Origin of the sequence: Streptomyces sp. (assembly GCF_031181705.1) — a bacterium.
In the GTDB taxonomy this organism is placed as follows: domain Bacteria; phylum Actinomycetota; class Actinomycetes; order Streptomycetales; family Streptomycetaceae; genus Streptomyces.
In genome coordinates this window covers 28,908-40,789 of the sequence record NZ_JAPSKN010000021.1, presented here as the reverse complement: position 1 = coordinate 40,789, position 11,882 = coordinate 28,908, and the positions used below count along the sequence as shown (strand labels likewise).

Genomic DNA, 11,882 nt, shown 5'->3' with positions numbered 1-11,882 from the left:
TCCGGCACGCCGAGAGCACGCCCTGGACGCCGTGACCCCGCCCTCCGGGCGGACGGAGGGGCCACGCGGGCCCGGGCCTAGTCGCCCACCCGTTCCAGCAGTGCCACCGGCAGCCCGGCGAACAGCTCCGCCACGCGCGCGTGCCCGGTGAACTCCCGGTCCGGCTCCAGCACGTCCGCCCAGCGCCCCGGCGGCAGCGGCAGCCGGGTCTCCCGCCAGCCGCCCGCCTCGGCGAGCCGCAGCGACAGACGCGTCACGGCCGTCACCACCTCACCGGACCGGGCGAACGCCAGGCAGTGCCCGGCCGCCGGGCCCTCGGCCGGCAGCGCCATGTAGGTGGCCGTGTCGCCGAACGCGCCGGGCCGCCGGGTCCGCAGCCCCAGCGCCGCCCGCGTCAGCGCGGCCTTCTCGCCGGACGTGCCGCCGAAGTCCGCGGGCGGGAAGTCCACCGCCCGCCGGTTGTCGGGGTCGACCAGGGCCCGGTACTCGGTCTCCGTGCCCTGGTAGACGTCCGGGACGCCCGGCATCGTCAGCTGCACCAGGGCCGTGCCCAGCACGTTGGCCCGGATGTGCGGGGCGAGCGACTCGCGGAACGCGGCGACCCGCTCACCCGGCGCCCCGCACGGCCCGGCCGCCACGAACCGCGCCACCGCCTCCTCGTACGTCGGCTCCTGCTCGGTCCAGCTGGTGAACAGGCCCGCCTCCCGCACGTGCTTCAGCAGCGCGCCCTGCACCCGTTCCGGCTCCGCCGGCCCCAGCCCGAACACCGTCTGCCAGGCCGCCCACGCCAGCTGCGCGTCCGGCACGCCCTCGCCGGAGCGGGTCACCTCCGCGAGGACGTCCGCCCAGCGGTCCGGGCACTCGGTGAGCACGTGCAGCGCCGCCCGGACGTCCGCACTGCGCTTGGTGTCGTGCGTCGAGGCCACCGTGCCGGTCAGCGGCCAGTCCCGCTGCAGGCGCGCGCAGTAGGCGTGGAACTCCTGCGGCGACAGCGCGGGCGCTCCCGGGTTCCCGCCCACCTCGGTCGCCGACAGCAGCGGCACGTACCGGTAGAACGCCGTGTCCTCGACCGACTTCGCCCGCAGCGCCGACGAGGTCTGCGCGAACCGGGTCCGGAACTCCACCTGCGCCGGTCCGTCGCCGTACCGCCCCAGCACCAGGTCGCGCACGACGTCCACCGCGCCGGCCTCCTCCGGCACCGCGAAGGCGATCCGGGCCTCGGCCGCGGCCTCCTCGGTGACCACGGACGCCGCGTCGACGGACTCGTACGGCCGGTAGACCTCCATGCGGACCAGCAGCTCCCGCAGCGCGGTGCGCAGCGCCCAGGGCGCGCGGTCGCGCAGTGCCGGCTCCGGCGCGGTCGCGCACAGCCGGGTCGCCACCCGCGTCAGACGCTCCGTCTCGGTCGCCAGCTCGTGCGTGAGCACCTTGTACGCCGCCCGCCGCACCGTCGCGTCCCACTGCCCGCCCCGGTCCGTCTGCGGGGCCGCGAAGCGCCGGTACCGGCCGAGCAGCTCCCCGAAGCCGGCCGGGTCGGTGAAGACCCCGTCCACGTGCCGCAGGGCGTCGTAGCCGGTCGTGCCCGCCACGGGCCAGGAGGCCGGCAGGTGCTCGCCGTCGGCCAGGATCTTCTCCACGACCGTCCAGCGCCCGCCGGTCGCCTCGTGCAGCCGGGTGAGGTAGCCGTCGGGGTCGGCGAGCCCGTCGGGGTGGTCGATGCGCAGCCCGTCGATCACGCCCTCGTGCAGCAGCTTCAGGATCTTGCCGTGGGTGGCCTCGAAGACCTCCGGGTCCTCCACCCGCACCCCGATGAGCTCGGAGATGCTGAAGAAGCGCCGGTAGTTGAGCTCGGTCCGGGCCAGCCGCCACCACACCGGCCGGTACCACTGCGCGTCCAGCAGGTGCGGCAGCGGCAGGTCCTCGGTGCCCTCGCGCAGCGGGAAGACGTGGTCGTGGTAGCGCAGGACGTCCCCGTCGACGCGCAGATCGTCGAGCACCTCGCCCACGGGTCCGCCGAGCACCGGCAGCAGCACCTGGCCGTCCTGGGCCTCCCAGTCGATGTCGAACCAGCGCGCGTACGGCGACTTCGGGCCCTCGCGCAGCACCTCCCACAGGGCCCGGTTGTGACGCGGGGACATGGCCATGTGGTTCGGGACGATGTCCACCACCAGGCCGAGCCCGTGCTCGTCCGCCGTGCGCGCCAGCGCCCGCAGCCCGTCCTCGCCGCCCAGCTCCTCACGCACGCGCGCGTGGTCGACCACGTCGTAGCCGTGCGTCGAGCCGGGCACCGCCTCCAGGACGGGGGACAGGTGCAGGTGCGAGACGCCGAGCGAGGCCAGGTACGGCACGACGGCCGCGGCTGCTCCGAACGGGAAGTCGGGCTGCAGCTGCAGCCGGTACGTGGCCGTGGGCGCCACGGGGTCAGGTCGCTCAGGTGTCATGGAAACGTACGTACCCGTCCCGCGGCGGTTCGTGCCCCCCGGTCCCTCCGGGTGCGCCGCGCGTCGCCCGGACGAGTGGCTCTCGCCGGGCGACGCGCCGCCGCGTCGAGACCGCGGGGGCGCGTGTGCGCGGGGCGGCTACACGGGCCGCTGGAGCACGGTCATGCTCCGGTCGGCGAGGGTCAGCCGGTCCCCGGCCTGCACCTTCGGGCCGGTGTCCGACGGCACGCCCTCCGGGAGCGCCGTGTCGACCACGACCTCCCACTGCCGCCCGTGGTTGACCGGGACGACGAACTCCAGCGGCTTGGGCGAGGCGTTGAACATCAGCAGGAACGAGTCGTCCGTGATGCGCTCGCCGCGCGCTCCCGGCTCCGAGATGGCGTTGCCGTTGAGGAACACGGTCAGCGCCGACGCCTGCGCCGAGTCCCAGTCCCGCTGGGTCATCTCCCGGCCGTCCGGGGTGAACCAGGCGATGTCGGACAGGTCGTCGTGCGTGCCCTCCACGGGCCGCCCGTGGAAGAAGCGCCGGCGGCGGAAGACCGGGTGGTTGCGGCGCAGCCACACCATCGCGCGCGTGAAGCCGAGCAGCTCCCTGCTCAGGCCCCCCTCGGCGTCCTCCTCGGGCCACTCCACCCAGGCCAGCTCGTTGTCCTGGCAGTAGGCGTTGTTGTTGCCGCGCTGGGTGCGGGCGAACTCGTCACCGTGGCTGATCATGGGCACGCCCTGGGACAGCATCAGCGTCGCGATGAAGTTCCGCATCTGCCGGGCCCGCAGCGCCAGCACGTCCGGGTCGTCCGTCTCGCCCTCGGCGCCGCAGTTCCAGGACCGGTTGTGGCTCTCGCCGTCCCGGTTGTCCTCGCCGTTGGCCTCGTTGTGCTTGTCGTTGTAGGCCACCAGGTCGTGCAGGGTGAAGCCGTCGTGGCAGGTCACGAAGTTGATCGAGGCCAGAGGGCGGCGCCCGTCGTCCTGGTAGAGGTCGGAGGAGCCGGTCAGCCGTGAGGCGAACTCCGCGAGGGTGCGCTGCTCGCCCCGCCACAGGTCCCGCACGGTGTCCCGGTACTTGCCGTTCCACTCGGTCCACAGCGGCGGGAAATTGCCCACCTGGTAGCCGCCCTCGCCCACGTCCCACGGCTCGGCGATCAGCTTCACCTGGGAGACCACCGGGTCCTGCTGCACCAGGTCGAAGAACGACGACAGCCGGTCCACCTCGTGGAACTGCCGGGCGAGCGTCGCCGCCAGGTCGAAGCGGAACCCGTCCACGTGCATGTCCGTGACCCAGTACCGCAGCGAGTCCATGATCAGCTGGAGCACGTGCGGGGACCGCATGAGCAGGGAGTTCCCGGTCCCTGTCGTGTCCATGTAGTAGCGGGGGTCGTCGGTCAGCCGGTAGTAGCGCGGGTTGTCCAGGCCCTTGAAGGACAGGGTCGGGCCCAGGTGGTTGCCCTCGGCCGTGTGGTTGTAGACCACGTCGAGGATCACCTCGATCCCCGCCTCGTGCAGCGCCTTCACCGCCGACTTGAACTCCAGCACCTGCTGGCCCCGGTCGCCCCAGGACGCGTAGGCGTTGTGTGGGGCGAAGAAGCCGATCGTGTTGTAGCCCCAGTAGTTGTTCAGGCCCATGTCGACCAGACGGTGATCGTTCACGAACTGGTGCACGGGCATCAGCTCCAGGGCGGTGACCCCGAGCTCGGTGAGGTGCTCGATGATCGCCGGGTGCGCCAGGGCCGCGTAGGTGCCGCGCAGCTCCTCCGGGAGCCCCGGGTGGCGCATGGTGAGGCCCTTGACGTGGGCCTCGTACAGCACGGTGTGGTGGTACTCGGTGCGCGGACGCCGGTCGTCGCCCCAGTCGAAGTAGGGATTGACGACGACCGAGGTCATCATGTGCGGCGCCGAGTCGAGATCGTTGCGCCGGTCGGGATCGTCGAAGTGGTAGCCGTAGACCTCCTCGCCCCAGCGGATCGAACCGCTGATCGCACGCGCGTACGGGTCGAGCAGCAGTTTCGCGGAGTTGCACCGCAGTCCGTGCTCCGGTGCGTACGGACCGTGCACGCGGAACCCGTACCGCTGCCCGGGCATGATGCCCGGCAGGTACGCGTGCCGCACGAACGCGTCGCTCTCGCGGAGCTCGATCGCCGTCTCCGAGCCGTCGTCGTGCAGCAGACACAGCTCTACTCGGTCCGCGGCCTCCGTGAAGACCGCGAAGTTGGTACCGGCGCCGTCGTACGTGGCACCGAGTGGATACGCCTCGCCAGGCCAGACCTGCATGGATACGACTCTTTCAGGTGTGCGGCGCCGGTGGGGACGCCTCGGCCCCCGAGTCTCCCCGGAAGTGGGGGGACCCCCTATGACTTATCTCCCTCCTACCGAGTGACCACTGCGGACGAGGTATGCCGAACCAATGGGGCCAAGACGTACTCCCGGGGCTGTGGGGGAGCAGGTGGAAGATGTGCGCACCATAGTGCACCGCCCCCCGGACCAGGCCGTTCCCCCGGGCGTCGTCGAGCGGCCGGCGGCCGAGGGGGAGCGGGGCACGGGCCGCGCCCCGCCGGCCGGGGGCGGGCCGCGGCGGACCGAGCGAGGCGCCCTGAGCCGGCGGCGCTCCCGGTCCGGCGAGCACGTGGACGGCGGGCGCGGCCCGCAGCGCCTCGGCGTCGGCCTCGCCGAAGCCGGTTCCGGGGAGGCCGGCGACCCGGCCGCGCCGCGTCCCGCCGACGTGACGTGACAGGACCACCGGGACGACCCGCTCGTCACCCGGGCCGCCGGCACGCTGGTGCGCGCCGGCACCCGGGGCGGCGTCCAGCCGCCCCGGAGTGCCGCCGTGACGGCCGGGGCGGCACCGCTGATCGCCGGCCCGCTGGGCGCGGGACCGGGCGGGAACCACCGCCCGTGGTGCGTCGCCAGTGCGACCGGCGAGAACAAGGACGGACACACGCGCTCCTACGAGATCGTCCCGGGATCCACCAGGTACCCGGGACGCGGCCGCGCCAAGCACGATCCGTACGTCACGCGGTCAGACGCGTGCGAACGGTTCCACCGCCATGAATCCGCCCACTCCCGACGGGCTCGGACGGCGGAACGGGCACTGGTGGCCGCGCCGTTGGGAGCGATGCTGCCCATCGGGCTGCACCGCCGACCGCTCCCGGAGTACCCTTCCTTGATCGTTGACAAGGGGAGTGCTCAGGGGAGCGGAAGGCGGTGCGCGGGTGGGCTCGGGAGGGCTGGAGCTGCCCCCTGGTGACGAGGGTCACGAGGGGAACTCCGCAGACGTCCCGACCGGTGCCGTGTCCCTGGCACGGCCGATGGACGCGTCGGGCTCGATCGGTCCGGAACTGGACTGGGACGCCGACGCCTGGCGCGAGGTGCGCACCCGCGCCCAGCGGGCCGGCCGGGCCTACATCTGGCTGAACCTCGTCGAGCAGCGGCTGCGCGCCGTCGTGGCCGCCGTGCTGCGGCCGATCTACGAACCGGTCCACGGCGACGACTGGGTGGTGGCCGCCGCCGGGCCCGCCGGCCAGGAGTGGGTGCAGCGCGCGGTCGCCGTGCGCGAGGTCAGCCGCCGCAAGGGCTATCTGCTGGACCCGGCCGACGACAACGTGCTGTCGTTCCTCACCCTGCCGCAGCTGCGCGAGCTGATGGTGCAGCACTGGCCCTGCTTCGAGCCCTACTTCGACGACCGCCGCGACGTCGAACTCGCCCTGGACGAGCTGGAGGTCACCCGGAACGTCGTCTCCCGCAACCGGGCCCTGTCCGAGGCCGTGCTGAACCAGGCCGAGCGGGCCTCGGCCAGGCTGCTGGAGATGCTCGGCGCGGGCGGTGACGTGCCCTCCGCGCGCCGGCTGCCCGTCGACGCGGTCGAGGACCTGATCGGCGACCGGTACGCCGACGTGGTCGCCGTCCACCCGGACCGGGTGCGGCTGATGCGGCAGTTCCCGGCCGAGGACATCTTCGGCGGTGCCCGCCGGCTGGACGCCATCGGCATCGGGCTCAACCTGCTCGTGCAGAACTTCTCCGGCCGCCGCCTGGTGCGGCTCGCCGAGTCCGGCTGCCGGGTGCGGCTGCTGTTCCTCAACCCCGCCTCCAGCGCGGTCAAACGGCGTGAGCGGGAGCTCGGCATCAAGCGCGGCGAGCTCAGCCGGGCCGTCGAGATGAACATCCTGCACATGCGCCGGGTGCGGGCCCGGCTGCGCGACCCGGGTGCCTTCGAGATCCAGGTCTTCGACGAGACGCCCCGCTTCACGGCGTACCTGGTCGACGGCGACGGCGCCGACGGCATCGCGGTCGTGCAGAACTACCTGCGCCGGACGCGCGGCATGGAGGCGCCGGTGTTCGTCCTGCGCAACGGCAGCAAGGTGGTCAAGTCGGGCGAGCACGACGAAAGCGGCCTCTTCCCCACGTATCGCGAGGAGTTCGAGGTGATGTGGGCGGATTCGCGGCCCGTGTCGTGAACGGCGCCCGGCCACCGGGTGGTTCCGCCCCCGCCGGGCGGAACGCGGTCCTCTGATTGTCAGTGGTGCATGGGAAGGTGGGGACCACTGGGGGAACGCACCACAAGAAGGGGGGCCCGCCCATGGGCTGGCACCGGGAGCTGCTGATCGGCTTCGACCTGGAGACGACGGGCACGGATCCGCGCGAGGCGCGCATCGTCACGGCGGCCGTGATCGAGGTCAGGGGCGGCGAGCCGATGGGGCGCCGGGAGTGGCTGGCCGACCCCGGGGTGCCGATCCCCGAGGACGCGGTGGCGGTGCACGGCATCAGCAGCGAACGGGCGGCCGCCGAGGGCAGACCGGCCGACCGGGTGGCCGACGCCCTCGCCGACGTCCTGACTTCCTACTGGACGACGGGCGTACCGGTCGTCGCCTACAACGCCGCCTTCGACCTGACCCTGCTCTCCGCCGAGCTGCGCCGCCACGGCCTGCCGTCCCTGCGCGACCGTCTGGGCGGCGTGGACCCGGCCCCGGTCATCGACCCGTACACCATCGACCGCCGGGTCGACCGCTACCGCCGCGGCAAACGCAACCTCGAAGCGGTCTGCGCGGAGTACGGCGTCGTCCTCGACTCGGCGCACGACGCGCTGGCCGACGCCCTGGCGGCGGCCCGTCTGGCCTGCGCGATAGCCGACCGCCACCCCAAGATCGCCACGCTCGGCCCGGCGGAGCTGCACCACCGCCAGATCGAGTGGTACGCGCAGTGGGCGGCGGACTTCCAGAACTTCCTGCGCGGCAAGGGCGACGCCACGGCGCTCGTCGACGGGGCCTGGCCGCTGCGGGAGTTGGCGGACGACCGGGTCTGACCGGGGCGCCCGCCCTCAGAACGGATACCAGCGCACGGTCTCGTCGCCGTCCCTGAGGGACGCCACCCGCCGCTCGAACTCGGCCAGCGCTTTGGGATTGCCCGGCGCGTGCTGCGCCACCCACGCACAACTGGCGGTCTCCCGCGCGCCGCGCAGCACCGAACAGCCCTCCCACGCCCGGACGTCCCAGCCGTAGGCCCGCGTGAAGGACGCGTACGCCTCGTCGGGGAGCCCGTACCGGTCGTGGGAGAGGACCATCACCACCAGATCGTGCTCGCGCAGGTCCGAGGAGACCGTCTCCAGGTCGACCAGGACCGGACCGTCCGGACCGACGTGCACATTGCGCGGCAGCGCGTCGCCGTGGATCACCCCGGGCGGCAGGTGCGGCGTCAGTGTGGCGGCCTGCGCGGCGAACGCGTCCCGCCGCTCGCGCAGATACGCCGCGTCCGCGGGATCGACCGCGTCCCCCGCGAGCCGCAGCCAGCGCTCGACACCACCCAGCAGATCGCGCCCGGCAAGCGCGAAGGGAGGAGGGGGCGTGGCGTGCACGATCCGCAGCAGTCCGGCCAAATCCCGCGGCTCGGCGGGCCGTACGGCATCCGGCAGCCGGTGCCACACGGTCACCGGGTGGCCGTCCACCAGCAGCGCCTTCGGCTCGGCCGCCCGCACGGCGGGCACCCCGGCCTCCGCGAGCCACACCGCCACGTCCAGCTCGCGGCGCGCCCGGTCGAGGAGTTCGGCGTCGCGGCCGACCTTGACGACCAGGTCGCCGGCGGCGAACACCGCGTTCTCGCCCAGGCCGAGCAGCCGTGCCTCGCGGGCCGCGCCGGGCAGCACCCGCGCCGCCGCCAGTACGTCCCGTGCCCGTGCCTCGTCCATCGTCCGCCTCCGTCGTCCGCACCACTGCCGTCGGGTTCCGGCCATCCTCCGGTCAGTGTCGCATCGGCACAGGTGGCGGGGCATAGGCGGTGCCTCGGCGAGGCAGACCGCCTTCACGGCCATGACGTGGCCGGCCGAGCCGTGCGAAGGGGTGATTCCGTGACATCGGTGACCGGGACGTCGCCACCGAGGAGACCGGCCGGCCGTCGGCCCGGCGACGGCCGGCCCCGCCGGCCCGTCGATCACGGCGCCTGGTTCCTGGTGCTGCCCGCCCTGCTCCCCATCCTCGTCCTCAGCGTCGGCCCGCTGCTGTACGGGATCCTGCTGGCCTTCACCGACGCCCAGGCGGGCCGGACCGAGCCCACCGAGTGGATCGGCGGGCTCAACTTCCGGGACCTGCTGCACGACACGCTGTTCTGGGAGTCGTTCCGGATCGGCCTGGTGTGGGCGGTCGGGGTGACCGTGCCGCAGTTCCTGCTCGCCCTCGGCCTCGCCCTGCTGCTGAACCAGGACCTCCGGCTGCGCTGGCTCGCCCGCGCCCTCGCGATCGTCCCCTGGGCGATGCCGGAGGTCGTCGTCGGCATCATGTGGCGGCTGGTCTACCATCCCGACGCGGGCCTGCTGAACGAGACCCTGCGCGACCTGGGTCTCGGCAGCGGCCGGGACTGGCTGAGCGGTCTGGCCACCGCGCTGCCCGCCGTGATCGTCGTCGGCGTCTGGGCGGGCATGCCCCAGACGACGGTGGCCCTGCTCGCCGGGCTGCAGAACACCCCGCGCGAGCTGCACGAGGCGGCGGCGGTCGACGGGGCGGGCGCCTGGCGCCGCTTCCGCACGGTCACCTGGCCGGCCCTGCGGCCCGTCGCCCTGGCCGTCACGGCGCTCAACCTCATCTGGAACTTCAACTCCTTCGCCCTGGTCTACGTGCTCACCAGCGGCGGTCCCGGCGGCCGGACCCGCCTGCCCATGCTCTTCGCCTACGAAGAGGCCTTCCGCTACGGTCAGTTCGGCTACGCGGCGGCCATGGGCTGCGTCATGGTCGCCGGGATCTCGATCGCCCTGGCCGTGTTCCTCGCCGGGCGCCTGCGGGGAGGTGACGACACGTGAGGACCGGCACCCCGGCCCGCGTCGGCCAGTACACCGCGCTGCTCGCGTATCTGGTCTTCCTGGCCTTCCCGTTCGTCTGGCTGCTGTCCACCGCGTTCAAGCCGCCGCGCGAGCTGAGCAGCCTGCACCCGACCTGGCTCCCGGAGGACCCCACCCTCGCCGGCTTCCGGCAGGCCTTCGAGGAACAGCCGCTGCTGCGGGCCGCCCTCAACTCCCTGCTCGCCGCGCTCGCATCGGCACTCCTCGCGGTGCTGATCGCCACGCCGGCGGCCTACGCCGTCGCCCGGCGCCGTACCCGGCTCGCCAGGGCGGTGACGGGCTGGGTGGTGGTCAGCCAGGCGTTCCCGTTCGTACTGCTGATCATCCCGCTGTTCCTCGTGCTGAAGCACCTGAGAATGATCGACTCCCTGCCCGGGCTGGTGCTGGTGTACGTGGTGTGGGCACTGCCGTTCGCGCTGTGGATGCTCGCCGGGTACGTACGGGCCGTGCCGCGCGAGCTGGAGGAGGCCGCGGCGGTCGACGGGGCCGGGCGGGTGCGGACCCTGGTGTCGGTGACCGCTCCGCTGCTCGCGCCGGGCATCGCGGCGACCGGGCTGTTCGCGTTCATCACCGCGTGGAACGAGTTCTTCTTCGCGCTCGTGCTGCTCAAGACGCCCGAGAAGCAGACGCTGCCGGTGGTGCTCACGCACTTCATCGGCGCCGAGGGCGTCGCCGACCTCGGCCCGCTCGCGGCGGCCGCGTTCCTCGCGACCCTGCCCTCCCTCGTCGTCTTCGCGCTCATCCAGCGGCGCATCACGGGCAACCTTCTCACCGGGGCGGTGAAGAGCTGATGCGGGCGCGTCTGCTGGCCCTCGTCCTGCTGCTGCTCCTCGCCGGCTGCTCCCCGGACGGCACCCGCGACGACGGCCGGATCACCCTCCGCTTCCAGTCCCTGGCCTGGCAGGAGGAGTCCGTAGAGGTGACCAAGGACCTGGTGGCCGAGTGGAACGCCAGCCACCCGGAGGTCCGCGTCGAGTACGTCCAGGGCTCCTGGGACAGCGTCCACGACCAGCTCCTCACCGCCTTCGAGGGCGGCGAGGCACCCGACGTCATCCACGACGCCTCCGACGACCTCGCCGACTTCGCCTACGGCGGCTACCTCGCCGACCTCACCGGCCTGCTGCCGGCCGAGCTCAAGTCGGACATCCCACAGCGCAGTTGGCGGACCACGACGTTCGGCGACGGCGTCTACGGCGTGCCGTTCCTCCAGGAACCGCGCGTGCTGATCGCCAACGCGACCTGGCTGAGGGAGTCCGGCGTACGGATCCCGACCCCTCAGAAGCCGTGGAGCTGGGGCGAGTTCCGCAGGATCACCGACCGGCTCAGCGGGAGCGGGCGGTACGGCGTCGCCTGGCCGCTGAAGGAACCCGTCTCCGCCACGCTCAACCTCTCCCTGTCGGCGGGCGGACAGCTGTTCCACCGCGGGGCGGACGGCAAGGTGACGGTCCGGTTCGAGGCGGTCGACCAGGTCGTGCCGCGCACCATCCGCGCCCAGGTCGGCACCGACCGCAGCGCCTCGCCCACGACCCTGGGCAGCGGCGGCTCCGACACCCTGCCGGGCTTCTTCGGGGGCCGCTACGCGATGGTGCCGCTGGGCTTCTCCTACCGGCAGCAGATCGTGCAGCAGGCCCCGGAGGGCTTCGACTGGCGGGTGCTGCCCGCCCCGGCCGGCGCCGGCGGACTCGCCCAGGGCGTCAGCCCGCAGACCCTCTCCCTCGCCGAGGACTGCCCGCACAAGAAGGAGGCCGCCGCCTTCCTCGGCTTCCTGCTGCGCCCGGAGAACATGGTCCGTCTGGCCCTCGGCGACTGGATGCTGCCCACCGGCACCCAGGCGCTGAAGGATCCGGCCCTGCACACCGCACGCCACGGCTGGGCCACCGGCACTGCGCTGGCCGCCCATCTGCGCCCGGCACCCGCCCAGACGGTCCGGGGCTACCCCGAGTGGAAGGACAAGGTGGCGACACCGGCCCTGCAGGAGTACTACAGCGGAGCCATCGGCCTCGGCGCCCTGCGCGAGCGGCTGGAGGAGGACGGCAACCTGGTCCTCGCTCGCTACCAGCGCTGACCCCCGGGAAAACCCGTTGCCCGCCCCCGCCGGCACCGCCTAGTGTGCCGCCCGTGGGTATCAA

Annotated in this window: 9 protein-coding genes; 6 read left to right on the top strand and 3 right to left on the bottom strand. The window is 73.2% G+C overall.

The features are described 5' to 3' along the window. Positions 1-77: 77 nt before the first annotated feature. Together treY and glgX are read right to left on the bottom strand one after the other, a co-directional pair. A complete protein-coding gene (treY, locus tag RIN80_RS07160) occupies positions 78-2,441 on the bottom strand; it encodes a malto-oligosyltrehalose synthase (protein WP_309094650.1) in 2,364 nt (787 codons plus the stop codon). A 138-nt stretch (positions 2,442-2,579) separates the two neighbouring features. Beyond that, the gene (glgX, locus tag RIN80_RS07155; RefSeq protein ID WP_309094649.1) at positions 2,580-4,706 is read right to left on the bottom strand and encodes a glycogen debranching protein GlgX; all 2,127 of its coding nucleotides are present in this window, start codon (positions 4,704-4,706) and stop codon (positions 2,580-2,582) included. 181 nt (positions 4,707-4,887) lie between these two features. On the opposite strand from glgX, the gene RIN80_RS07150 reads away from it, so the two are divergent. The 3 genes from RIN80_RS07150 (at position 4,888) to RIN80_RS07135 (ending at position 7,731) form a co-directional block, all read left to right on the top strand. Beyond that, the gene (locus RIN80_RS07150) at positions 4,888-5,163 is read left to right on the top strand and encodes a hypothetical protein (RefSeq protein ID WP_309094648.1); all 276 of its coding nucleotides are present in this window, start codon (positions 4,888-4,890) and stop codon (positions 5,161-5,163) included. 451 nt (positions 5,164-5,614) lie between these two features. Continuing rightward, positions 5,615-6,886, top strand: a complete 1,272-nt coding sequence (locus RIN80_RS07140; protein WP_309094660.1) for an SAV2148 family HEPN domain-containing protein — start codon at positions 5,615-5,617, stop codon at positions 6,884-6,886. A gap of 122 nt (positions 6,887-7,008) precedes the next feature. Further along, positions 7,009-7,731 (top strand): 3'-5' exonuclease, encoded by a 723-nt coding sequence (locus RIN80_RS07135; protein ID WP_309094647.1) that lies wholly within the window; start codon positions 7,009-7,011, stop codon positions 7,729-7,731. A gap of 15 nt (positions 7,732-7,746) precedes the next feature. On the opposite strand, the gene RIN80_RS07130 is transcribed toward RIN80_RS07135, so the two are convergent. Further along, positions 7,747-8,610 carry an aminoglycoside phosphotransferase family protein gene (locus tag RIN80_RS07130; protein WP_309094646.1) on the bottom strand — a complete coding sequence of 288 codons (864 nt, stop codon included), beginning with the start codon at positions 8,608-8,610 and terminating at the stop codon, positions 7,747-7,749. Between the two features lie 168 nt (positions 8,611-8,778). On the opposite strand from RIN80_RS07130, the gene RIN80_RS07125 reads away from it, so the two are divergent. From RIN80_RS07125 to RIN80_RS07115, 3 genes are read left to right on the top strand one after another with little or no spacing between them, the layout of a single operon-like run. Beyond that, on the top strand, positions 8,779-9,714 hold the full coding sequence (locus tag RIN80_RS07125) for a sugar ABC transporter permease (protein WP_309094659.1): 936 nt from the start codon (positions 8,779-8,781) through the stop codon (positions 9,712-9,714). Next, complete coding sequence (locus RIN80_RS07120; protein WP_309094645.1) at positions 9,711-10,544, top strand: carbohydrate ABC transporter permease; 834 nt, start codon at positions 9,711-9,713, stop codon at positions 10,542-10,544. The genes RIN80_RS07125 and RIN80_RS07120 overlap by 4 nt, the downstream gene beginning before the upstream one ends. Next, entirely contained in the window at positions 10,544-11,818 is a 1,275-nt protein-coding gene (locus RIN80_RS07115; protein WP_309094644.1) for a sugar ABC transporter substrate-binding protein, read from the top strand. Before RIN80_RS07120 ends, RIN80_RS07115 begins: the two co-directional genes overlap by 1 nt. The last annotated feature ends 64 nt before the right edge of the window (positions 11,819-11,882 follow it).